Genomic DNA, 22,334 nt, shown 5'->3' on the forward strand with positions numbered 1-22,334 from the left:
GGCTCGGGACACCATCCATCCATATCAGCACTGATGAAGGTTATATCAGGCGTATCAGGCGGGCGGCTTCAGCGACGATTTCGCCGACCGGGCGTTTCGCGTCGAGCGTCAATGCCCGCTCCTCCGCTGTCGGTGGCTCGAGGATGGCGAACTGGCTGTCGACCAGGCTTGCCGGCATGAAATGGCCCTTGCGGTTACCGACGCGCTTTCTGGCCGTGGCGGGATCGATCTCCAGATAGAGAAAGACGATGTCCGGGCAGAAGCCGCTCAGCCGTTCGCGATAGCTGCGCTTCAGAGCCGAACAGGCGGCGACCGCCCCTTGCCCCTGCCCCACGGTCGCCGCGATGCGCGCGCCGATCGCATCGAGCCAGCCTTCGCGCAGCTGATCGGTGAGCGGCTCGCCGCTTGCCATGCGCGCGACATTTTCAGGCGGGTGCAGCCTGTCGCCCTCGATGAAGACGCCGCCCAGCACAACGGCCAAGGCCGTGCCGACCGCCGACTTGCCGCAGCCGGCGACGCCCATCACCACGATGGCCGGAGGCACTGAGCCGGGAGCGCCCGATGGCGCCTGTGCTGCCTTTTCGTCCACTGTCAGCGGCTTGCCGGCGCGCGGCCGTAGAGCAACAGCATGGCGACGATGACGACGCCATAGATGATCTGCCGCCCTGCCTCCGGCATCTGCATGACCGACAGGATGGATTGCAGCAGCGTGATCAGGATGACGCCGGCGACGGTGCCGAGATAGGAGCCGCGCCCGCCCAGGATCGAGGTGCCGCCAAGCACCACAGCGGCGATCGACGGGAGCAAATAAGCGTCGCCCATCGATTGCGCCGCCTTGGAGGCATAGCCGGCCAGCAGGACGCCGCCGAAGGCCGAGAGACCGCCGGAGACGGCGAAGGCGATCATCACCACGCGCCGCGTATCGATGCCGGAGAGATAGGCGGCGCGCTCGCGGTTGCCGATGCCGTAGACGGTGCGGCCGAAGCTGGTACGGGTCAGCACGAACACCATCGCCGCGCCGATCAGCGCCCAGATGATGACCGCATTGGGCACGCCCGGAATGGTGAAGCCGGTCGCCAGGTAGCGCATCGCGCCGGTCGCCGAATCCTGCGGCGAGAAGCCGCCGGTGTAGACCACCATCAGACCTTGCGCGACCGCATTGGTGGCCAGCGTGATGATCATCGAGGGGATGCGCAGATAAGCGACGCCGATGCCGTTGACGACGCCGATCAGCATGCCGCAGATAATACCGAACGGAATGGCCAGCACCACGCCGACCGGGCCATAGGCGGCGGCCGCACAGGCCATCATCGCGCCCGCCGCCACCGCCCACGGCACCGACAGGTCGATCTGGCCGAGCAGGATGACCAGCATCATGCCGGTGGCGATGACGCCGAGAAACGACGCCACCTTGAGCTGCTGCAGAAGATATTCAGGCGACAGGAAGCTTCTGGAATAGAGGCTGCCCAGGAACAGCAACAGCACGATGCAGGCAAAGGCCGTCAGCACCGCCGGATCGGCGCGGCGGATGAATTTCGGCATATGCCCGGCGATGCCGCCCAATGTCGTTTCGCTCACAGGAACCACTCCAGCCGATTGCGGACCCGAAACAGGGCAAAGGCGCCGAGGCTGACGGCGACCAGCAGGATAACGCCCTGGAACAGCGGCTGCCAGAGCGGATCGAAATCGAAGACGAACAAAAGGTCGCCGATGGTGCGGAAGGCCAGTGCGCCGAAGATGGCGCCGATGGCGCTGCCCTTGCCGCCGAACAGCGAGACGCCGCCAAGCACCACGGCGGCGATCGAAAACAACGTGTAGGAGTTGCCGCTGGCATAGGCCGCTTCGCCCGTATAGGTGAAGAAGGTTAGGAACAGACCGCCGATCGCGGCCAGCAGCCCGGCCAACGTGTAGGCGGCGAACTTGCCGCGCCGGATCGGCACGCCGGACATGTACGCCGCCGTCTCCGACGACCCCGCCGCGTAAGCCGCGCGGCCAAGCACCGAGCGGCTGAACGGCACCCAGATCACCAGCACGATGACGAGCAGGACGACGAAGCTCGCCGGTACCACGCCGAACACACGGCCGGTCAGCGCATCGGCGAGATCCTCATTGACCGAGCCGCCCGGAAACGGCCGCAGCAGCAGGCCGATGCCGTAGTAGACGGCACCAGTGGCAATGGTGGCGACTATTGGCTGCAGCCGCCCGTAGATGACGATGGCGCCGTTGATGGCGCCGCAGAGAATGCCCACCGCCAGCACGGCGATGACGCCCAGCGTCGTCTGCATCGGCGTGCCCACCACCAGCCAGGAGGCGAGGCAATTGGTGAGCAGGAAGATCATGCCGACGGACAGGTCGATGCCGGCGGTGATCACCACCAGCGTCTGCGCCATGGCGACGAAGGCGAGCAGCACGCCCTTGTTCGCTGCCGTCTGCACGACATTTGCGGTGAAGCCCGCCGGATGGTTCGAGGTGTATATGACGAACATGACGATGAATATGCCAAGCGCCAGCAGCGTTCCGCGCTGTTCGGCCAGCCAGTAACGCCAATCTTTCACGCGTCCGCTCCCAAGCTCACGGGGCTCTCTTCGCCATGGATGTTGAGCGCGCTGGCGATCAGCGCCCGCTCGGAGATCTCTGCGCCGACCAGCTCGCGCTTGACCGCGCCGTCATAGAGCACCAGCACGCGGTCGCAGCAGCCAATCAGTTCGTCATAGTCGGTCGAATAGAACAGGATCGCAGCACCCGCATCGGCGAGCTTGCGCATCAGCTGGTAGAGCTCCTGCTTGGTGCCGACATCGATGCCGCGCGTCGGATCGTTGAGCAGGATGATGCGCGGCTGGCGCATCAGCCATTTGGCGATGACCACCTTCTGCTGGTTGCCGCCCGACAGCGCGCCGACCGGTATGTCGAGACCCGCGGTCTTGATCGCCAGCAGGCCGACCATGTCGTCGATCAGCCGCTGTTCGGCGGCGCGGTCGATGATGCCGGCTTTCGACAACCGGTCGAGCGCGGCGAAAGAGAGGTTCTCGCGCACCGTCATCGGCAGCATCAACCCTTCCGTCTTGCGGTCTTCCGGGATCAGCGCCATGCCGATCCCGTCATGGCGTGCAGCGGCAGGGCTGGCGATCAAGACCGGCTTGCCGTCGATCAGGATCTGACCGGACAGGCCGCGCAGCACACCGAAGAAGGCGAGCAGCAATTCGCGCTGGCCCTGGCCGTCGAGACCGCCAAGACCGACCACCTCGCCTGCCCCAACCGTCAACGAGACATTGTCCAACCGATCGGTCCATGAAAGCTGGCGTGCCTCCAACACCGGAACGGCGGCAGCCGAAGCGCGTACCGGCTTTGGCGGAAAAATATGGCTGTATTCGCGCCCGATCATCAGCTCGACCACTTCATTGTCGCTCTTTGTGCCCGCCGCGTAACTGGCGACGTTGCGGCCGTTGCGGAACACCGTGCACTGATCCGCCAGTTCGGCGATCTCGTTCATGCGGTGCGAGATGTAGAGCAGCGCCAGCCCTTCCGAGCGCAGCCGTTTCAGCACCGCGAAGATCTTGGAAACATCCGCCGCCGTCAGCGCCGAGGTCGCCTCGTCGAGGATGAGGATGCGCGGCTTCCTGGCGAGCGCCTTGGCGATCTCGACCATTTGCCGGCGCGACAGCGGCAGGTCCTTGACCAGCGCCAGCGGATGGATGTCTGCGGCGCCCGCGCGCGCCAGCGCCTCCTCCGCGATCCGGCGTTGTGCCTTGCGGTCGATCATGCCGAACCGCGTCGGCGGGTCGGAAATGACGATGTTGTCGGCGACGCTGAGCTCAGGAACCAGCGACAGTTCCTGGAAGATGCAGACGATGCCGGCCTGGTTGGCGGCAGCCGGCGAAGCGAACGTCACCTCGCGCCCGTCCAGCGTCATGCGGCCTTCGTCGGGCGCCACGACGCCCGCCATCACCTTGATCAGCGTCGATTTGCCGGCTCCATTTTCGCCGAGGATGGCGTGAATGCTGCCGGATGAGACCGACAGCTCGGCCTTTTCCAGCGCCCGCACACCACCATAGCGCTTGGACATGCCTTCCATCCGGAAGAGCGAAACCGCACCGTCCATCGGCCCTCCCGAGGCAATTTGACGACTAGGGATATCGACTGGTCGGCGCCGCGGGAGATCCCGCGGCGCCAGGTGTGCAGCCTACTGGTCAGCCTTGGTCTGGCCCATGATTTCCTGAGCGGTGAAATTGATACCGCAGGTCGGGAAGGAATTGCCGACGAAGAAATTGTCTGACTGGTCGGGGAAGAAATCCTGACCTGCCTTGAAGTTCGGATCCTCGACGATCGCAAGCGGCAGCTTGACCGACTGCGGGACGACATTGCCTTCAAGCGCCGAGATCGCCGTCTTGATGGCAACCGCCACCTGGGCCGGACCGGTACCGGCTGACGAGCATTTCAGCCCGTCCGCTGCATGGGCCGCGCAGAACTTGCGGAACCCGTTCTCTGTTTCGCCGCCGAACGGTACGAAGGGATGCTTGGCATCGATCATCGCCTGCACGATGCCGGTGTCGCCACCCTGGCCAGTGATGCCGACGAACGGACCGTTGGTGGCGATCGCGTCAGCCGTAACCTTCTGCGCTGTCGGATCGTCCCACTTGCCGGCGACTTCGGTGACATCCCATTTCTTGCCCGAAGCGTCGAGAACCTCATGGATGCCATTATGACGATCGGTGTCGACCGACGTGCCGGCAACGCCGCGCACTTCAAGAATCTTGCCGCCATTGGGTATATGGCTGATCAGCCATTTGCCCCAAAGCTCACCGAGGCCCTTCTGATCGACATTGACGTTGATGGCATCCTTGGTATCGAGAATGTTGTCGAAGGCGACCAGCACGACGCCGGCTTCCTTGGCGCGCTTGATGACCGGCGCGAAAGCGGTCGGGTTCTGCGCGTTGACAACAATGGCGTCATAGCCGGAATCGATGAAGTTGTTGATCGCCGAAATCTGCGCCGGCACATCCTCGCCGGTCGACACCACCTTGAATTCCTTCAGCTTGGCGGCGACGTCCTTTTGCGCTGCGTAAGCCTTGGCGGTCTGGATCATCTGGATGCGCCAGGTGTTGGCGATATAGCCGTTGGCGAGCGCGATCCGGTATGGGCCATTTTTTTTGGGAAACTTGAAGAACTGCGTATCTGCGGCCCAGGGCGCGAAACAGTCCGCCTCGGCGGCAGGTCCCTTCACGACTTCGGGGCCGGCGGCCATTGCGGCCGAGTTGAGCATGACGAATGCAGTGGCGGCAACGATGCCACCAACAAGTGACTTGATCATCGACATTCCTCCCAGTTGCAGTTTTGAGTGTTGTTGGCTGCCATGCACTTCACGCGTCCGGCCAGACACCTCCCGCCTTGCCTGTCGCGCTTTTTAAGTCGCCAATGCCGAGCCGATGCCCTCCTTTGCCACCTCTCAATCGGAAACAAAAACTATCATATTATACATAATAAACAAGCATTAGCTGTCGCTTATATATAATAAACAGGCCTTGGCTTTTGCCGTAAGTTTCCACGGTAGGCAATTGGTAGCGCTACCATGACGTTGTGTAAACCGGCATTCACACAGTCGCTTCTGTGTGTTTCAACGGGCGGTGCTCTCGCGGCGCTTGAGTTCGAAACCGAGATCGACGATCCGTTGTTCCGGCCTGTTGCCGGCGATCGCCGACAGCGCCATTGCGACCGCACGCCTGCCGATCTCATACCGGTAGGTGCGGACGCTGGTGATCGAAGGGAACGCCACCTGCATCATGTCGAGATCGTTGAAGCCAACGATGCCGATCGTCTTCGGCACCGCGATCGAGGCGCGATGGCACTCGAACAGCACGCCGAGCGCGATGTCGTCATTGTTGCAGAAGACGCCATCCAGCGTCGGCATCTTGGCCAGCGCGTCGCGGAACAGCTCACGGCCGAGCGGCACGCTGGACAGCACCGGCGTGGTGGTGACGAGGCGCGGGTCGAACAGGCCGGCTTTCTCCATCGCCGCGCGATAGCCGGCCAGGCGCCGCTGCGAGCGCGGGTCCATGCGCGCCCCGATGAAGCCGATGCGGCGATAACCCGCCTCGATCAGATGTTCTGTCGCCGTCCTGCCGCCGTCGAGATGCGAGAAGCCGACCATCATGTCGACAGGGTCGGGTCCGGTTTCCATGACCTGCACCACCGGACAGCCGGCGTTTTCCAGCAGCTTTCGCGACACCGGTGTCTGGTCGATGCCGGCGACGATCAGCGCTGCCGGCCGCTGCGAGCCGAACAGCTGCAGCAGCCGCTCTTCCTCGAGGCCGGAATAATGGGTGTTGCCGAGCTGGATGCGGAACGGGCTGGCCGACAGGCTGTCATAGATGCCGCGCACCACCTCGGCAAAGACGTTGTTGGTGAGCGACGGCACCAGCACGCCGAACACCTCGGCGCGCGCCGAGGCCAGCGCCCGCGCATTCGGGTCCGGCACATAGCCGAGTTCGTCGACGGCGACCTGGATCTGCCGGCGCAGCTCTTCGGAGACACGCTCCGGCTCGCGCAGGGCGCGCGACACGGTGATGGCGCCGACGCCGGCCTTGCGCGCGACATCGGCAATGGTCGGGCGGCCCCCGCCCCGGCGTGAGCGCGGCTTGATCAAGGACGCACTCGCCCAGAAATGCATCCGCCAAGGCGCGGCCGCGATACGATCATTTTTCCTGCCGCCATCCCACCGGCCCGCTTTGCCGCTCACTCGCCTGCTGGCGTCGCGCAGCCTGTCGTCCTTGTCAAGCAATGGGAACCGAGCTGACCCGTTCAGGCCATCACCGCAGCCCTGCGCCTTGCCTTCCACAGCAACAGCCCGATCGCCACTATGTTCAGCAGATTCCAGGCAATGCCGTTGAGGAACGCCGCGGCGTAGGAGCCGGTCAGGTCGTAGATCCAGCCCGACATCCAGCCGCCGATCGCCATGCCGAAGATGGTCGCCATCATGACGATGCCGATGCGCTGCCCAGCCTCCCTGGCCGGCATGTATTCGCGCACGATGATCGCATAGCAAGGCACGATGCCGCCTTGCGACAGGCCGAACACCAGCGACACGACGTAGAGCGAGGCAAGCCCGTCGAACGGGATGTAGAACAGCAGCGACAGGCACTGCAGCACCGACCCGATCAGCAGTGTTTTCACGCCGCCGATGCGGTCGGCAACAAAGCCGGACGCCAGCCGGCTGACGACGCCGGCCGCCATCATGATCGACAGCATGTCGGCGCCATGCGCCATGCCGTAGCCGAGATCCATGCAATAGGCGACGATATGCACCTGCGGCATCGACATCGCCACGCAACAGCCAAGGCCGGCGACCACAAGCAACACCTGCAATGCCGCTGGTGACAGCGAGATCGGCTGCACCGGCCGGCTGCCGGGCGAACCTGCAGCGGCCGCTTGAGGAGCACCACGCCGCAGCAGCAGTACCAGCGGCACCATGGTCACCAGGCAGAAGACGCCGATGGCGGCATAGGTGAAGCGCCAGCCTTCGGCCTTCATCAACGTCGGCATGATGGTCGGCCATATCGCTCCGGCGAGGTAGTTGCCGGCCGCCGCAGCGGTCACCGCGACACCGCGGCGGCGATTGAACCAGTGCGAGATATCGGCGATCAGCGGCCCAAAGATCACCGACGTGCCGACACCGATCAGGACACCCTGCACCAGCGTGAACTGCAGGATCGATGTGCTCAGCGACGCCAGCAGGAAGCCGGCGGCGAGTGTAATCGAGGAGAGCAGCGCCGGGATCCAGTAGCCCATACGGTCGATGGCGCGGCCGACCAGCGCATTGCCGGCAGCGAAACCGACCATGGTCGCGGTGTAGGGCATCGACGCGGCCGCGCGATCGACGCCGAACTCGGCCTGTACGGCGGGCAGCACCACGACAACAGCCCACATGCCCACGGCGCCAATCGTCGCCAGCAGCATCGAAATGGCCAACCGCACCCAGGCATAGGTGCTGTCGATGCCAGGGCTTGGCCGGCTCAAGTCGGTTCGGGTCAAGGCGTTTCCTGTCGGCGGTCTCAAAAATCGGCTGCCGTTTGCACCACTATCGGCGCATTCGCGGCACGCAGCAGCGCCACGGCGGGCAAATCCGTGGCTCCAGACCAAGGCGGATGTCGGAACCGATGCCGATGTGCGGAGTTTCCTGCCTGTCGCGCACAAGAAAGTGCTCGAGGACACCAAGGGCGAACTGCGCACCGCCTTCGTCGTGAGAAGGAGGATTGGCCCAGACTCGTCAGGCGCCTAGCGCGAACGGATGACGCCATCGGTATTGGCCAGCAGCTTGCGCACCGCATTGCGCGCCGCATCCGGCCGTTGCAGGCGGATGTTCTTCTCGATCGCCTCGTGCAGCTTCTGTGCGTGCTGCAAATCGTCCAGCTCCCGCGTCGTATAGGCGAACAGGTGATCGAAGGCGGATTCGATCAGCACGCCAAGCGGCACCAGAAGATCGTTGCCCGAGGCGCGCAGGATGGCGAGGTGAAAGCGCGTGTCGGCGCGCGTGCGCTCTTGCAGGCTGGTGGCCTCGCCCATCTCGCGGCAGGCCTGGCTGATCTCGGCCATCTGCTCGTCGGTCCGCCGCATGGCGGCAAAGGCGGTCGCTTCCGGCTCGATGATATGGCGGAATTCCTGCACGGTCTTCAGGAACACCTCGCGGTCGGGCGACGTCGCGTACCAGGCCAGCACGTCGCGATCGAGCAGGTTCCAGCGCTCCTTCGGCTCGACCCAACTGCCGATCTTGGGGCGCGACGCCAACAGGCTCTTGGCCATCAGCATCTTGATCGCTTCACGCACCGCCGAACGGCTGACGCTGAAGGTCTCCGACCATTTCGCTTCATTGGGCAGGATGGTGCCGGGCGGGTAGTCCCCGCGCACGATCCGCAGACCAATCTCGCTGGCCAGCGAAGCATGGACACTCGAACCTGGAATACGCGCCGCGTCAGGTCGGCGAACGCCCGCCGGACGCTCGGTGGATGCCGCTTTCGCTGGCGATTTTTCCTTGTTCGGCTTCGCGTCCCGCATGGGTTCCAGAAAGTCCGGATTGAGGGTGCTGTCAAGCGCGGCAAGCGGCTCGGGCGGCAAAGCCGGCCGCTGTGCACAGATCAGCCCCCTGCCGCCCCTGCGGATCAGGCCTGGTTGACGTATTTGCGCCAGCTGTGCTCCGGACGGAAGCCGAGGATATCGCGCGCCTTGCGGTTCGACAGCAGCGTCTCGTACTCGCCGAGTTCGCCCTGGACCGGCACGCTGGCGTAGAAGCGCTTCAGGAGTTCGGCGGTCGACAGGTCGGACGAGGTGTCGTCATTGGCGGCGTTGAACACCTGATAGCCGAGCCCGTCCTTCTCGATGGCGCGCAGCGTGATCTGCCCGAGGTCGCGCGCGTCGACATAGCTCCAGGCGATGCGCTTGCGGAAACCGGGATCGGCGAACCATTTCGGAAACAGCGAATATTCATGCGGCTCGATGACGTTGCCGATGCGCAAGGCGTAGATGTCGATGCCGCTACGCAACGCAAACGCGCGCGCCGTCTTCTCGTTGACGACCTTGGACAGTGCGTAGCTGTCCATCGGATCGACATCATAGTCCTCGTCGAGCGGGAAATACCGGGGATCACGCGGCTCGTTGGCGAACACCAGCCCATAGGTCGTCTCGCTGGAGGCGATCACCACCTTGCGGATGCCGAGCTTCACCGCCGCCTCGATGACATTATAGGTGCCGAGCGCATTGATGCGGAACACCTCGTTGTCGGTGGTGATCATGATGCGCGGGATGGCGGCGAAATGCACCACGGCATCGACCGGCTGGGGGCGCAGCGACGGGTCGAACTCGTGCAGGCCCATATAGCTCGACAGCGCGTTGAACACCTGTCCGCTGTCGGTGATGTCGGTGATCAGCGTGCGCACCTTGGGATTGTCGAGCGGCTTGGTGTCGATGTTGAGCACCTGGCAGCCCTGCTCGACCAGATACTGCACCACATGGCGTCCGGCCTTGCCGCTGCCGCCGGTGAACATGATCCGCTTCGTCATTTTGCTCTCCACATCCGCTGGGATTTATGTGTATTGTCAGACAATATCGCAATCCGCAACCACCCTCGCCTGCAAAACGGCAGCGCTGCTCATCAATCATTGCAACAGGATTTGAAGACATGAACACGACTGCCGCGAGCGAAAAGATCGGCTTCATCGGCCTCGGCCTGATGGGACACGGGATCGCCAAGAATATCGTCGACAAGGGCTACAGCCTGACCTTTCTCGGTCGCAAGAACCGCAAGGCGGCGGAAGACCTGCTTGGCCGCGGCGCCACGGAGGCATCGACCTCGCGCGATGTGGCGGCGGCATCAACAATCGTCTTCATCTGCGTCACCGGCTCGCGCGAGGTCGAGGCCATCGTTCGCGGTCCCGGCGGCCTCAAGGAGGGCTTGAAGAAGGGCTCGGTCGTCGTCGATTGCTCGACCTCCGATCCGGTCTCGACCGTAGCACTTGCGGCCGAACTCAAGGCGCTCGGCATCGACTATGTCGACGTGCCGCTGAGCCGCACGCCAAAGGAGGCCTGGGAGGGCACGCTGGACGCCATGGTCGGCGCGCCGGACGCCGTCTTTATCAGGCTGAAGCCGGTGCTGGAAACCTGGGCCGGCCGCATCGTCCATATCGGCGACACGGGCGACGGCCACCGCATGAAGCTGCTCAACAACTTCATCTCGCTTGGCTACGCCGCGATCTATTCCGAGGCGCTGGCGCTGGCGCAGAAGGTCGGCATCTCGCCGCCGCGCTTCGACAGCGTCATCCGCAACGGCCGCATGGATTGCGGCTTCTACCAGACCTTCATGCGCTGGACGCTGGAGGGCGATCGCGACGCGCACAAATTTTCCATCGCCAACGCTTTGAAGGACCTGACCTATCTGGAATCGATGGCGGGTGCGGCAGGCATCGCCAACCCGCTCGGCAACGCCACCAAGAATTCCTTTGCCGGCGCCTTCGCCACCGGCCCGGCCGAGCAGTTCGTGCCGATGCTGGCGACGCATATCGCCAAGGTCAACGGCGTCGACCTGATGCCGACGAAGGATGGCAAGAAGCAGACGATTTGAGTGAGGCACAGGCGCCGGTCACCGCCTTGACCGCCCGATCCCTTCATCGGTGTTCTCGAGCAGCTTGTGCACGGCGTTGCGCGCGGCTGCCGGACGCCGCAGGCGGATGTTCATCTCGATCGCCTCATGCAGCTTCTGTGCCTGCCGCTGATCGCCGACCTGCTGCGTCGTGAAGGCGAAGAGATGGTCGAGCGCCGATTCGATCAGCACGCCGAGCGGCACCAGAAGGTCGTTGCCGCAGGCGCGCAGAATGGCGAGATGGAAGCGCGTGTCGGCGCGGACACGCTCCTGCAGGCTCGATGCCTCACCCATATCGCGGCAGGCCAGGCTGATCTCCGCCATCTGCTCGTCGCTGCGCCGCAGCGCGGCAAAGGCCGACGCTTCCGGCTCGATGATGTGGCGAAACTCCTGCACGGTGCGCAGGAAAGCCTCGCGATCGGGCGCCGTCGCGTACCAAGCCAGCACGTCACGGTCGAGCAGGTTCCAGCGCTCTTTCGGCTCGACCCAGCTGCCGATCTTGGGACGTGACGCCAACAGGCTCTTGGCCATCAGCATCTTGATGGCTTCGCGCACTGCCGAACGGCTGACATTGAAGGTCTCGGCCCATTTGGCCTCGTTGGGCAAGATGGTGCCGGGCGGATAGTCGCCGCGCACAATCCGCAGACCAATCTCGCTGGCCAGCGAGGCATGGACGCTCGCACCCGGAAAGTGCACTGCACCGGCCCTTCGCACGACAGCCGGGCGGCCGCCGGCTTGTGCCTTGGCCCTGTCGGCTCGCTTCTTTGACTTGTCGTCCGGCATCCACGTTCCAATGCGTCGGCCGTTGTCGTCCGGAATGATCCGAACCTCCACGCCGCGCCGATTTCGTTGCCGAAAATTCCAGATCATGGGCGCGTCAAAGCCGGGGCCGGTTGCCCCAACCGCCGCGTCCCGTTCGGGAATGGACGGGGCGCCCGTTGCCGAGCGCCCCGAAATCGAGACCCTACTTCTGGATGCAGGTGTCAACCGTGTCCTTGGTGCATTCGTCGAGGCCGGTGAACACCGGATCGGCGACTTTCTTGCCTTCGATGAGATCGATCATCACCGATGGCGCCTTGTAGCCCATTTCGAATGGCCGCTGGCCGACCAGGGCGGTCACGAGGCCATCCTTGGCGATCGCCACTTCGTCGCCGATCGTGTCGGCGGCGCCGATGACGAAATCGTTGCTGGCCAGCTTGTCCTTGAGCGGCCCGATCAGGTCGCGGTAAGGCTGCGGTGCGCCAAACAGCGGCCAACCGCCCATGATGCCGAAAGCATCGAGCTTGGGATTGGCGGCGAGGATGTCGGTCATCGCCTGCACGCCCTTGGCGCCGTCGTCATTGGTGAACACTGGGCAGCCGGCGACTTCGGTCCAGCCGCCTTCGCCGGCCAGCGCCGCGAGGCCTTCCTTGCCCGACAGCGCGTCACGCATGCCTTGCGCACGACGCAGGATGTTGTCGGCCGCGGGATTGCCCTCGATGGTGCAGATCGTGCCGCCCTTCGGCTTGGCCTTCTTGATGTACTCACCGATCTTGTGACCCATCAAATAGTTGTCGGTGCCGAGATAGGTCTTGCGCAGGGCCGCATCAGCCTTGGTCAGGTCCGCGTCAACGGTCATGATCGGGATCGTCGGATTGGCTGTCTTGATCGTCTGCGCGATCAGTGGCGCGTTGGACGGCGAAATCGCCATCGCCACGGTGTCGGGCTTGCTCAGCATGTCTTGGACGATCTGCGCCTCGCCGGCTTCGTCGGAAGTCGACGCCGGGCCGGTGTAGAAGCATTCATACTCCGAGCTGGCGTTTTCCTTGTTCCATTTCTCGCAGCCCTGGTGAATGGCTTCGAAGAACGGATTGTCGAGACCTTTCACGACAATGACGAGCTGCTTCTTGGCCAAAGCCGGCCCGGCGCCCATCACCATCATGGCGGCGGCGGCGAGCAAAAGTGATTTCCTCATGTCAATCCTCCCTTGAAACAGACGGACACGGCGTGCCCGCCACACAGATCGACCGGATGCGAGATGACGGAGGGTCGTTGCGCGAGCGCTCATGTCGTACGCCAGGTCGATAGGTATTTTCATGTCGGTCAGCCAGGTCGAAACAGACCGACAATCCTCAGCTGATCCCGCGCGGCAAACCGGCATGGGATCGGCAGACTACTCCTCCGATGCTCAGCTAATATCGGCGCGCAGCCAACGTCAATGCCATTTGTCCTACAAAACAGATTTTTCGAAACAGGCCCCATCCTCCCCAACGACAACCGACCCTCATTCGTCCGACAATTGCCGGCTCTTATTCGTCTGACAATTGACGCCTGCGCCGGCATTTGCGTAGATGCACGGCAGCGCTGTTTCCGGGAGGAGCTGGATAGAGCGCAGCGAAAGCCGAGCCCGGACCACCGGGAAAGCAGGCAGGCACGGGGAGGCAAAGGCTGGTGGCGGTTCTCGAACTCTCCAACATCTCGAAGCATTTCGGCGCCATCCAGGCGGTCAACGACGTATCGCTATCGATCGAGGCCGGACAGGTGGTTGGGCTGATGGGCGACAACGGCGCCGGCAAGTCGACGCTGGTGAAGATGATCGCCGGCAATTTCCGCCCGAGCCACGGCAGCATGCGCATGGACGACAAGGAATTGATCCTGCACAAGCCGGTCGAGGCGCGCCAGCACGGCATCGAGATCGTCCACCAGGATCTGGCGCTCTGCAACAATCTGACCGCGGCGGCGAATGTCTATCTCGGCCGCGAACTGCGCCGCGGCGTCGGCCCGTTCCGCATTCTCGACTACGCCTCGATGTACAAGCGCGCCGGCCAGATCTTCGCCGAGCTCAAATCCGAGACCCGTCCGCGCGACCTCGTCAAGCAGATGTCCGGCGGCCAGCGCCAGGCGGTGGCAATCGCCCGTACCATGCTGTCGCAAGCCAGGATCGTGCTGATGGACGAGCCGACGGCGGCGATCTCTGTGCGCCAGGTCGCCGAAGTGTTAAACTTGATCCGCCATTTGCGCGACCAGGGCATATCAGTCGTGCTGATCAGCCACCGCATGCCCGACGTCTTCACCGTCGCCGACCGCGTCATAGTTATGCGGCGCGGCCGCAAGGTCGCCGACAAGACGATCGCGTCGAGTTCGCCCGAGGAAGTCACCGGGCTGATCACCGGCGCCATCGAACAGGTATGACTGCAAGCGTTTTCACCATGGCAGCAGATGAAGGCCAACGATGGCACTGACAATTGACCAGCCGATCGAGCACAAGCAGCAATCCTTGCCGGCGAGGCTATTTGCCAGCCAGACCTTCTGGGTGGTGATCGCCGTCATCCTCGCCTGCCTGTTCCTGTCGTTTGCCACCGACGCCTTCGCCACGTCGAAGAACCTCTACAACATCACCCGCAACGTCACCTTCGTCGCCATCATCGCGCTCGGCATGACCTTCGTCATCATCACCGGCGGCATCGACCTGTCGGTCGGCTCGGTGCTGTGCCTGTCGTCGATGGTGCTGGCGGTCACCATGCATGCCGGCTACTCGATCGAGGTCGGCATCATGGCTTCGATCGCCACCGCGCTCGCCATTGGCGCCTTCAACGGCATCCTGATCGCCTATCTCGGCTTTCCACCGTTCGTGGTGACGCTCGGCATGCTGTCGATCGCCCGCAGCCTGGCCATGGTCGCGTCCAACAACACCGTCGTCTTCCAGTTCGGCCCCGACCACGACAAGCTCTTGGCGCTGGGCGGCGGCGCCTGGGTGTTCGGCATCGCCAATCCGGTGCTCTACACCATCGTGCTGGCGCTGATCACCGGCTTCACCTTGCGCTGGACCAAATTCGGCCGGCACATCTTCGCCATTGGCGGCAATGAGCATGCGGCGACGCTGACCGGCGTGCCGGTGCGCCAGATCAAGGTCGCCGTCTACATGATCTCGGCGCTGTCGGCGGGCATTGCCGGCATCATCGAAACCGGTTGGCTCGGCGCCGTCACCACCAACATCGGCACCGGCATGGAGCTTCAGGTCATCGCCGCCACCGTCATCGGTGGCGCCAACCTGGCCGGCGGCGTCGGCACCGCCTTCGGCGCCATTGTCGGCGCGGCGCTGATCGAGGTGATCCGCAACAGCCTCGGTCTGCTCGGCATCAATGCCTTCTGGCAAGGCGTCTTCATCGGCGGCGCCATCCTGCTGGCGGTGCTGTTCGACCGCATCCGCAATTTCCGCCGTAGCGACTAAGCCGGGACGATCCGATGTCAAACTCGCTGTTCAGCCTCCAGGGGCGGCTGGCGCTGATCACCGGCTCCGGCCAAGGTATTGGCTTTGCCCTGGCGCGGGGCCTGGCCGAACATGGGGCAAGCGTGGTCCTCAACGGCCGCGATCCAGGCAAGGTCGATGGCGCGGTCGCGAAGCTGCGCGATGCCGGCTTCAAGGCGCATGCTTCGACCTTCGACGTTACCGATTTTCGCGCGGTCAATGACGACGTTGCCCGCATCGAGGGCGAGATCGGCGCCATCGACATCCTCGTCAACAATGCCGGCGTGCAGTTCCGCGCTCCGCTCGAGGATTTTCCAGAAGAGCAATGGGAGCGGCTGTTCAAGACCAATGTGTCGGGCGCCTTCCATGCCGGCAAGGCGGTTGCTCGCCACATGATCGCGCGCGGCAAGGGCAAGATCATCAACATCGGCTCGGTGCAGAGCGAACTCGCCAGGCCGAACATCGCGCCCTACACCGCAACCAAGGGTGCGATCCGCAACCTGACCCGGGGCATGTGTGCCGATTGGGCAAAACATGGCCTGCAGATCAATGCGATCGCGCCGGGTTATTTCCGCACCGAGATGAACCAGGCGCTGGTCGACAATCCCGAATTCTCCGCCTGGCTGGAAAAGCGCACGCCGGCCGGACGCTGGGGCAATGTCGAGGAGCTGATCGGCGCCGCCGTGTTCCTCGCCTCCGACGCATCGTCCTTCGTCAACGGCCATACGCTGTACGTCGACGGCGGCATGACGGCGTCGGTCTAGGTTCGGGCCAGAGGTACGGCCCACCGTTATTCGTTCCAGTGCCTATCGCTCAGTCTGAAAATCCACCGCCATCGGCTGTCACCCGCCCTCTCCACAGGCCCCGCGCCTTGACGTGGCGCCGAACTCCGCCGCACAATCCCCCAGCAGGCGAAGGGAGGCCAGTCGTCTGCGGGAGGAAACACCCATGACGGAAGCGATCAGGCTCTACTGGGGCCGGTTCGGACATGTTTCTGTCCTGAATGTCGCAAGCGACTTCGTCACCCATGCCCATGTCGAGGCCCATCTGATCATCTGGCTGGACGGCACGGCCGGCGAAATGACCATCGGCCGCGAGACGGTACGGCTTGGACCTCGCACCGCCGCCGGCATCAACTCCTTCCAGCCGCACAGCCATGTCCTGTCGCAGAACGGCACACCGGGCCTGTTCCTCGCTTTTTACGTCGACCCCGACTGGGCGCGTCGCCGCCGCGACCTGCCTTCGTCCGCGCCGCTTTTCTCGCAGGCCGCGATCACACTGGAGCCATGGCTGCACCAGGCCGCCGCCAATCTGCTCGATCGCCTCGGCGACAATGAAAGCGTCGACGATGTCGCCAACTACGAGATCGAGCGCTTCGTCGACAGCGTGCTCGATGCCGCCGATGCGTCGGCGCCGCAGCAGGCGCGCGTGCGCATCAACACCATGCAGGATTTCCGCGTCCGCAAGGCCATCCAGCTGATGAAGGCCAATGTCTGCGAGCGCATCTGCTTCGACGACGTGGCGCGCAGCGTCGGCCTGTCGCGACCGCATTTCTTCGCCCTGTTCAAGGAACAGACCAATCTGACGCCCAATGTCTACTGGAACACGCTGCGCATGGAGGAAGCGGTGCGGCAATTGCAGTGGTCGCAGGAGCCGCTGATTTCGGTCGCCTGCAATCTCGGCTTCACCACGCAAGGCAATTTTTCGCGCTTCTTCCGCGACCATGTCGGCGTGCCGCCGACGCTCTACCGCGAAGCGGCGCGGATGATCGCCTGAGCCGACCGCCCGCCACCTTTTTTCAGACTCCCACCCTTTTTCAGACTCCTTGATACGGGCTCAAGACGCATTGATAAGCGTCCCTCAAATGGCCGCCCTACCCTTGCCCAACTGTCGCGTTTGCAAGGGAACATCTGATATGGCGAAAGTCACCATCTCCAGCGTCATCGACGCGTCCGTCGAAAAGGTCTGGGCCCGCATACGCGACTTCAACGGCCTGCCAAGCTGGCATCCGCGCATGGTCGAAAGCCATATCGAGGACGGCAAGGATGCCTCGACGATCGGCTGCGTGCGCAATTTCCAGCTCGCCAGCGGCGCCCGCATCCGCGAAAAGCTGCTCGATTTCTCTGATCAGAATTTCCTCGTCAGCTACTCCATCCTGGAGACGCCGCAGCCGCTCACCAATCACAAGGCGACGCTACAGCTCAGGCGCGTGACGGATGGCGACCGCACCTATGCCGAATGGACAGCCAGCTTCGACGCAGCGCCCGAGGAAGCCGGCAAGCTGGCCGAAGGCATGGGCGCCAATGTCTTCCAAGGCGGCTTCAACGCGCTGAAGAGCCATTTCGCCGGCCAGAACTGAAGGAGCCAGCCGTGGCGCTAGCACTGCAGACATTTGCAACGGTGAAGGACGCCAACGCGGCCCTGAAATCCGCAGGGACCCGCTATCTCGGTGGCGGCACGCTGGTCGTGCGCGCCGCCAATGAGGGCGACATTTCGGTCTCCGGCCTCGTTCGCTCGACGGATCCAACCCTGTTCGCCATCGAGGTCACGGGCGGCAAAGTCCGCATCGGCGCTTCGGTGACCATGGCGGCGATCGCCCGCCATCCGGAACTTGGCGCCATCGCCCGCGCCGCGCGCGCCGTCGGAGGCCCGGCGGTCCGCAACATGGCCACCGTCGGCGGCAACCTGTTCGCACCAACGCCTTATGGCGATTTCGCCGTTGCCCTGCTGGCGCTCAATGCCACGGTCAGCACCGACGACGGCGCGGTTCCGATCGAGACCTTCCTGGCCAAGCGGGATGGCAGCTGCGCCATTATCACTTCGGTGGACTTCGCGCTTCCACAGGCTGACGGTTTTCGCTTCCTGAAAGTGTCGAGGGTCAAGCCGAAGGGTGTTTCGGTGCTGAGCATCGCCGCAGTGCTTCAGCTGGCTGGCGACGGCACCGTGTCCTCGGCACGGATTGCGCTGGGCTGCATGGCCGACCGGCCAATCCGCGCCAGGGCAGCGGAGAAAGCGCTGATCGGCCGAAGCCTGACGAAAGACGGCATCGCGCCGGCCTTGGCCGTCATCAACGACGGCACCTCGCCAGCCACCGATCCGATCGCCAGCGCCTGGTATCGCAACGAAGTGCTGCCGGTCCATCTCGGCCGGCTGCTGCTCAGCTAATCACCTGTCGGGGGGCGCGCGTCTGTCCGATCAATCGGGCAGGCGCGCAAGGAGGGAAAACATGGCAAAGGTCCCGGTTCAGTTCACGCTCAATGGCGCGGAAAAAGCCGAATTCATCGACAGCGGCACGACGCTGCTTCATGCCTTGCGCGACAAGATTGGCGACACCTCGCCGAAAGGCGGCTGCCACCAGGGCACCTGTGGCGCCTGCTCCGTCATCATCGATGGCGAGCTCAGGCTGTCCTGCCTCACGCTGGCCGAGACCTGCAACGGGGCGGCCATCATCACGACGTCGGGGCTTTCGGAAGGCGGTGTTCTGCACCCGCTGCAGCGCGCCTTCCTCGATGCCTTCGCGACGCAATGCGGCTTCTGCACGCCAGGCATGATCATGGCTGCCAAGGTGCTGCTTGACCACACGCCCAACCCCAGCCGCGACGAGGTGGTCGAGGCGCTGTCGGGCAACATCTGCCGCTGCACCGGCTACGAGCCGATCATCCAGGCGGTGCTGACCGCCGCCCGTTCCAATTCGCAAAACGCGGCCTGAGGCAAGCAAAATGGAACTGCGCAAGAGCTACTTCGCCGATGTCCGCAAGGACGATCTGCACGAGATCGGCCAGCCTCGGCCTCGCTCGGATTCTCCCGGCCATGTCACCGGCAAGACCGCCTTCTTCGCCGACCGCAATTTCCCCGGCATGCTGCACCTGAAGATGGTGCGCAGCCCGCATCACCATGCCCGCATCCGCTCGATCGATACCTCGGAGGCGGAAAAACATCCCGGCGTGGTCAAAATCCTCACCGCGAAAGATGTGCCGCACAATGTCTACACCATCCTGATCCTGATCCAGATCGGGCCGGAGGACGAGACGGTGCTGGCAGACGGCAAGGTGCGCTGGAAGGGCGAAGCCGTGGTGGCGGTGCTGGCCGAGACCGAGCGTGCCGCTCAGGAGGCCGCCGCCAAGGTGAAGGTCGACTATGAAGTGCTGCCGGCCGTCTTCGACATGGAAGAGGCGCTGAGACCCGGCGCGCCGCTGATCAACGAATATCACGGCCAGAACTACTACCTCTATGACAGCGGCGAGTGCCGCAAGGTGCGCTTCGGCGATGTCGAGGCGGGCTTTGCCGGCGCCGATCACATCCTGGAACAGAGCTACCAGTCCTCGCCGATCGAGCATGCGCCGACCGAGACCACCGGCTGCGTCGTGATGCCTGAAGGCAATGACCGCTTCACCTGCTACACCAACACGCAGGCGATGTTCTTCAGCCTCGACAACACCTCGATTATCCTGCAGATGCCGGGCAACAAATTGCATTTCGTCGGAGGCACCGTCGGCGGCGGCTTTGGCGGCAAGGTCGACGTCATCGTCGAACCGATCGCCATCCTCGGCGCCAAGCTCACCGGTCGTCCGGTCTCCTTCATCTACAGCCGCGAGGAGGAGATGCAGATCTCCTCGCCACGCGCCGCCGAAAAGGTGGTGATCAAGGACGGCGTCATGAAGGACGGCCGCATCGTCGCCCGCAAAGTCACCGGCTACACCGATGCCGGCGCCTATTCGCGCCACTCGCCCTATGGCGCCCAGAAAGGCGCCGGGCATTACCCCGGCCCCTACACCATCCCCAATGTCTGGATCGACACGTACTGCGTCTACACCAACCGAACGCCGTCCTCGGCCATGCGCGGCTTCGGCGTCACCATCGGCGATTTCGCGCTGGAGGTGCAGATGGACAAGCTGGCGCGGCTGATCGGCATGGACCCGCTCGAATTCCGCTTCATCAACGCTTATCGCGACGGCGACATGAAGGCGCATCGCCAGCCGACCGAAGGCGCGGCGCTGATCGAGTGCATGCAGGAAGCCTCGCGCGCTGCCAACTGGCCGCTGGCGGAAAAATACCTGGCGATGTCGTCCTACGCGAAGGGAGCTTGAGATGGCGATCAGGCGCGGACGCGGCGTCGCCGCGATCAACTATCCGACCGGCATGAACCTAGGCGGCGACCCGACCCAGGCGTTGGTGCATTCGACGCCGACCGGCAATTTCATGGTCACGCTGTCGTCAGTCGATCTCGGCCAGGGCATGAAGCAGATCATGGCGCAGATCTGCGCCGAGACGATCGGTGTGCCGACCGGCCGCGTCGTCGTCGACACCGCCGACACCGACACCGGCCCGCACTGCATGGGCACCTTCGCGTCGCGCGGCACGCACCGCGCCGGAAACGCCGTCATCCAGGCCGCCAAGGAAGCCCGGCAAGTGATGCTGGAAGTGGCCGCAGAAGAACTGGAGGTCAACGCCTCCGACCTCGAAACAGACGGCCAGGGCAACATCCTGGTCAAGGGCGCGCCCCAGAAGTCGATCTCGATTTTCGATGTCGCGCTGTCGGCACATTTCAAGCGCGGCCGCTCGATTTCCGGCCGCGGCATGTTCCTGATCCCGCGCTCCTATCCCGAGAAGGAAACCGGAGCGATGAAGCCGTCGACCTGCTATGCGCACGCTTGCACCGTGGCCGAGGTCGAGGTCGACGACGAGACCGGCGAGGTCACCGTGCTGACGGTGAAGAACATCTTCGAGATCGGCCGGGCGCTGAACCCCAAAATGGTCGAGCAGCAGCTGGTCGGCGGCTCGTGGATGGGCATCAGCCACGCGCTCTACGAGACGACAGAGCCCTACTACCCCAACCGTGACCATGGCGGCACCGACTTCAACCAGTATCTGATGCCCGGCCCGGGCGACCTCGCCGAGACCGAGATCATCGTGCTGGAGCGTCCCTCCGCTGACGGGCCTTATGGCGCCAAGGGGCCGGGCGAAATGTGCGCCAACCCGCAAATCCCGGCGGTCGCCAATGCCGTCTTCGACGCCGTCGGCGTGCGCATCGACACGCTACCGATCACGCCGGAGCGCATTTTGCGCGCGCTCAAGGCGCAAGCGCCGAACTGAGTGGTCGAAATGCCAGAAGTGAACGCCGAGACATCAGCAGCCTCGCCGGAGGCGGTGGCGGAGCAGCTGGCCGCCTCGCGCTATCTGGCCGATGAGAGCCTTTCGACCGCCATCTTTCTTGCGATCCGGCTGGGTAAGCCGCTGCTGCTCGAAGGCGCGCCGGGCGTTGGCAAGACGGAAGCGGCCAAGGCGATCGCGCAGCTGCTCGGCCGCGATCTGGTGCGGCTGCAATGCTATGAAGGCATCGACGCCGCGCACGCGCTTTACGAATGGAACTACCAGCGCCAGTTGCTCGCCATCCGTCATGCCGGCGAGCACGAGATCGACATCTATGACGATCGTTTCCTGATCGCCCGGCCGCTTCTGCAGGTGCTGAAGGCGCCCGGGCAGCGCGTGCTGCTGGTCGATGAGATCGACCGTTCGGACCATGAATTCGAAGCGCTGCTTTTGGAATTCCTCTCCGATTTTCAGATCAGCATTCCCGAGCGCGGCACCATCCGCGCCACGGCACAGCCGATCGTCATCCTGACCTCGAACCGCACCCGCGAACTGGCCGAGGCGCTGCGCCGGCGCTGCGTCTATCACTGGATTGGCTATCCCGACGCCGAGCGTGAGGCCGCCATCATCATGCTGCGCGCGGGCGATGTCGCTGAAAGCACCGCACGCGCGGTGGCGACAGCCGTGCAGACCATCCGCGCCCGGCCACTGGCCAAGCCGCCCGGCATCGCCGAGGCGGTCGAATGGGCCAACGCCGCCACCATTTTGGAAAAGGGCGGCAGCCCGTGGCCGGAAGCGTTCCGCCGTGCCATCGGCGTGCTGATCAAGGACGAGGAAGATCTGTCCTACATCGCGCCGGAGCTTGGCCGGATTGTCGAGGAGGCCTTGGCGTGA

Annotated in this window: 22 protein-coding genes; 11 read left to right on the plus strand and 11 right to left on the minus strand. The window is 64.0% G+C overall.

What is annotated here, in order from left to right; genetic code table 11:
- Positions 1-40: 40 nt before the first annotated feature.
- From BPNPMPFG_RS09050 to BPNPMPFG_RS09090, 9 genes are all read right to left on the minus strand, one after another.
- Positions 41-589 (minus strand): gluconokinase, encoded by a 549-nt coding sequence (locus tag BPNPMPFG_RS09050; RefSeq protein WP_258594820.1) that lies wholly within the window; start codon positions 587-589, stop codon positions 41-43.
- A gap of 2 nt (positions 590-591) precedes the next feature.
- Positions 592-1,578, minus strand: coding sequence for an ABC transporter permease (locus tag BPNPMPFG_RS09055; RefSeq protein ID WP_258594822.1), 987 nt, complete (start codon positions 1,576-1,578; stop codon positions 592-594).
- A complete protein-coding gene (locus BPNPMPFG_RS09060; protein ID WP_258594823.1) occupies positions 1,575-2,555 on the minus strand; it encodes an ABC transporter permease in 981 nt (326 codons plus the stop codon). Before BPNPMPFG_RS09060 ends, BPNPMPFG_RS09055 begins: the two co-directional genes overlap by 4 nt.
- Entirely contained in the window at positions 2,552-4,099 is a 1,548-nt protein-coding gene (locus BPNPMPFG_RS09065; protein ID WP_258594824.1) for a sugar ABC transporter ATP-binding protein, read from the minus strand. Before BPNPMPFG_RS09065 ends, BPNPMPFG_RS09060 begins: the two co-directional genes overlap by 4 nt.
- A gap of 81 nt (positions 4,100-4,180) precedes the next feature.
- Complete coding sequence (locus BPNPMPFG_RS09070) at positions 4,181-5,308, minus strand: sugar ABC transporter substrate-binding protein (RefSeq protein ID WP_258594825.1); 1,128 nt, start codon at positions 5,306-5,308, stop codon at positions 4,181-4,183.
- Positions 5,309-5,611: 303 nt separating this feature from the next.
- On the minus strand, positions 5,612-6,664 hold the full coding sequence (gene gntR, locus BPNPMPFG_RS09075) for an HTH-type transcriptional regulator GntR (RefSeq protein WP_258596681.1): 1,053 nt from the start codon (positions 6,662-6,664) through the stop codon (positions 5,612-5,614).
- Between the two features lie 131 nt (positions 6,665-6,795).
- Positions 6,796-8,025, minus strand: coding sequence for an MFS transporter (locus BPNPMPFG_RS09080; protein WP_258594826.1), 1,230 nt, complete (start codon positions 8,023-8,025; stop codon positions 6,796-6,798).
- Positions 8,026-8,268: 243 nt separating this feature from the next.
- Positions 8,269-9,045 carry a FadR/GntR family transcriptional regulator gene (locus tag BPNPMPFG_RS09085; protein WP_258594828.1) on the minus strand — a complete coding sequence of 259 codons (777 nt, stop codon included), beginning with the start codon at positions 9,043-9,045 and terminating at the stop codon, positions 8,269-8,271.
- Between the two features lie 104 nt (positions 9,046-9,149).
- Positions 9,150-10,046, minus strand: coding sequence for an NAD-dependent epimerase/dehydratase family protein (locus BPNPMPFG_RS09090; protein ID WP_258594829.1), 897 nt, complete (start codon positions 10,044-10,046; stop codon positions 9,150-9,152).
- A gap of 119 nt (positions 10,047-10,165) precedes the next feature.
- Here BPNPMPFG_RS09090 and BPNPMPFG_RS09095 point away from each other — a divergent pair, with 119 nt between their 5' ends.
- On the plus strand, positions 10,166-11,104 hold the full coding sequence (locus BPNPMPFG_RS09095; RefSeq protein WP_258594831.1) for an NAD(P)-dependent oxidoreductase: 939 nt from the start codon (positions 10,166-10,168) through the stop codon (positions 11,102-11,104).
- An 18-nt stretch (positions 11,105-11,122) separates the two neighbouring features.
- Here BPNPMPFG_RS09095 and BPNPMPFG_RS09100 read toward each other — a convergent pair whose 3' ends face one another.
- Positions 11,123-11,905 (minus strand): FadR/GntR family transcriptional regulator, encoded by a 783-nt coding sequence (locus tag BPNPMPFG_RS09100; protein ID WP_258594833.1) that lies wholly within the window; start codon positions 11,903-11,905, stop codon positions 11,123-11,125.
- 181 nt (positions 11,906-12,086) lie between these two features.
- Complete coding sequence (locus BPNPMPFG_RS09105) at positions 12,087-13,076, minus strand: sugar-binding protein (RefSeq protein WP_258594835.1); 990 nt, start codon at positions 13,074-13,076, stop codon at positions 12,087-12,089.
- Between the two features lie 476 nt (positions 13,077-13,552).
- Here BPNPMPFG_RS09105 and BPNPMPFG_RS09110 point away from each other — a divergent pair, with 476 nt between their 5' ends.
- The 10 genes from BPNPMPFG_RS09110 to BPNPMPFG_RS09155 all read left to right on the plus strand — a co-directional run bounded on the left by BPNPMPFG_RS09110 (position 13,553) and on the right by BPNPMPFG_RS09155 (position 22,334).
- Entirely contained in the window at positions 13,553-14,293 is a 741-nt protein-coding gene (locus BPNPMPFG_RS09110; protein WP_258594836.1) for an ATP-binding cassette domain-containing protein, read from the plus strand.
- Between the two features lie 40 nt (positions 14,294-14,333).
- Positions 14,334-15,332, plus strand: a complete 999-nt coding sequence (locus tag BPNPMPFG_RS09115) for an ABC transporter permease (protein WP_258594838.1) — start codon at positions 14,334-14,336, stop codon at positions 15,330-15,332.
- A gap of 14 nt (positions 15,333-15,346) precedes the next feature.
- Complete coding sequence (locus tag BPNPMPFG_RS09120) at positions 15,347-16,114, plus strand: SDR family oxidoreductase (protein ID WP_258594839.1); 768 nt, start codon at positions 15,347-15,349, stop codon at positions 16,112-16,114.
- Between the two features lie 184 nt (positions 16,115-16,298).
- On the plus strand, positions 16,299-17,126 hold the full coding sequence (locus BPNPMPFG_RS09125) for a helix-turn-helix domain-containing protein (RefSeq protein ID WP_258594840.1): 828 nt from the start codon (positions 16,299-16,301) through the stop codon (positions 17,124-17,126).
- Positions 17,127-17,265: 139 nt separating this feature from the next.
- A complete protein-coding gene (locus BPNPMPFG_RS09130; protein ID WP_258594841.1) occupies positions 17,266-17,709 on the plus strand; it encodes an SRPBCC family protein in 444 nt (147 codons plus the stop codon).
- Between the two features lie 11 nt (positions 17,710-17,720).
- A complete protein-coding gene (locus BPNPMPFG_RS09135) occupies positions 17,721-18,515 on the plus strand; it encodes an FAD binding domain-containing protein (RefSeq protein ID WP_258594843.1) in 795 nt (264 codons plus the stop codon).
- 61 nt (positions 18,516-18,576) lie between these two features.
- Complete coding sequence (locus BPNPMPFG_RS09140; RefSeq protein ID WP_258594844.1) at positions 18,577-19,059, plus strand: (2Fe-2S)-binding protein; 483 nt, start codon at positions 18,577-18,579, stop codon at positions 19,057-19,059.
- A 10-nt stretch (positions 19,060-19,069) separates the two neighbouring features.
- On the plus strand, positions 19,070-20,437 hold the full coding sequence (locus BPNPMPFG_RS09145; RefSeq protein ID WP_258594845.1) for a xanthine dehydrogenase family protein molybdopterin-binding subunit: 1,368 nt from the start codon (positions 19,070-19,072) through the stop codon (positions 20,435-20,437).
- 1 nt (position 20,438) lies between these two features.
- The gene (locus BPNPMPFG_RS09150; protein ID WP_258594847.1) at positions 20,439-21,443 is read left to right on the plus strand and encodes a xanthine dehydrogenase family protein molybdopterin-binding subunit; all 1,005 of its coding nucleotides are present in this window, start codon (positions 20,439-20,441) and stop codon (positions 21,441-21,443) included.
- 9 nt (positions 21,444-21,452) lie between these two features.
- Positions 21,453-22,334, plus strand: a complete 882-nt coding sequence (locus BPNPMPFG_RS09155; RefSeq protein ID WP_258594849.1) for an AAA family ATPase — start codon at positions 21,453-21,455, stop codon at positions 22,332-22,334.

This window comes from Mesorhizobium sp. AR07, from assembly GCF_024746815.1.
Classification (GTDB): domain Bacteria; phylum Pseudomonadota; class Alphaproteobacteria; order Rhizobiales; family Rhizobiaceae; genus Mesorhizobium.